1 protein-coding gene is annotated in these 584 nt (G+C 47.9%); it reads left to right on the forward strand.

Translation table 11 applies throughout. The annotated features are described in order from the left end of the window. Positions 1–584 (forward strand): VCBS domain-containing protein (locus AB4384_RS13020; protein ID WP_372129645.1); only part of this gene is annotated, 584 nt, incomplete at both ends.

Raw genomic sequence — 584 nt, forward strand, 5'->3', positions numbered from 1 at the left:
GGCACGTTAACCAGTACCGATGTTGATAATCCTGATAACACATTTACGCCAGACTCCATTGTTGGAGCTAATGGCGACCTAACTATTGATGCTAATGGGCATTGGGTGTTCACCGCCAACAGTGCGTTTAATCAATTGAACGTCGGCGATAAAGTCGAAGAGACCTTTACGGTATCGTCTATTGATGGCACAACGTCAACGGTCAAAGTGACGATTAACGGCACTAACGACGCCGCTACTGTCAGTAGCACGACCGTTGCCATCGATGAAACCGACAAAGCAGTAACGACTTCAGGAACATTGACCAGTACCGACGTGGATAATCAAGATAATGCGTTTACACCGGATTCGATTACTGGCACCAATGGTGACCTGACTATTGATGCTAATGGCCATTGGGCGTTCACCGCCAACAGCGCGTTTAACCAATTAAACGTCGGCGATAAAGTCGAAGAGACCTTTACGGTATCGTCGGTTGATGGCACACCGTCAACCATCAAAGTGACGATTAACGGCACTAACGATGCAGCGACAGTCAGTACCGCAACAGTCAGTGTGGATGAGACTGATAAAGCGGTAACGAC

The organism is Vibrio sp. 10N.261.51.A4 (assembly GCF_041471945.1).
Lineage (GTDB): Bacteria > Pseudomonadota > Gammaproteobacteria > Enterobacterales > Vibrionaceae > Vibrio > Vibrio crassostreae_C.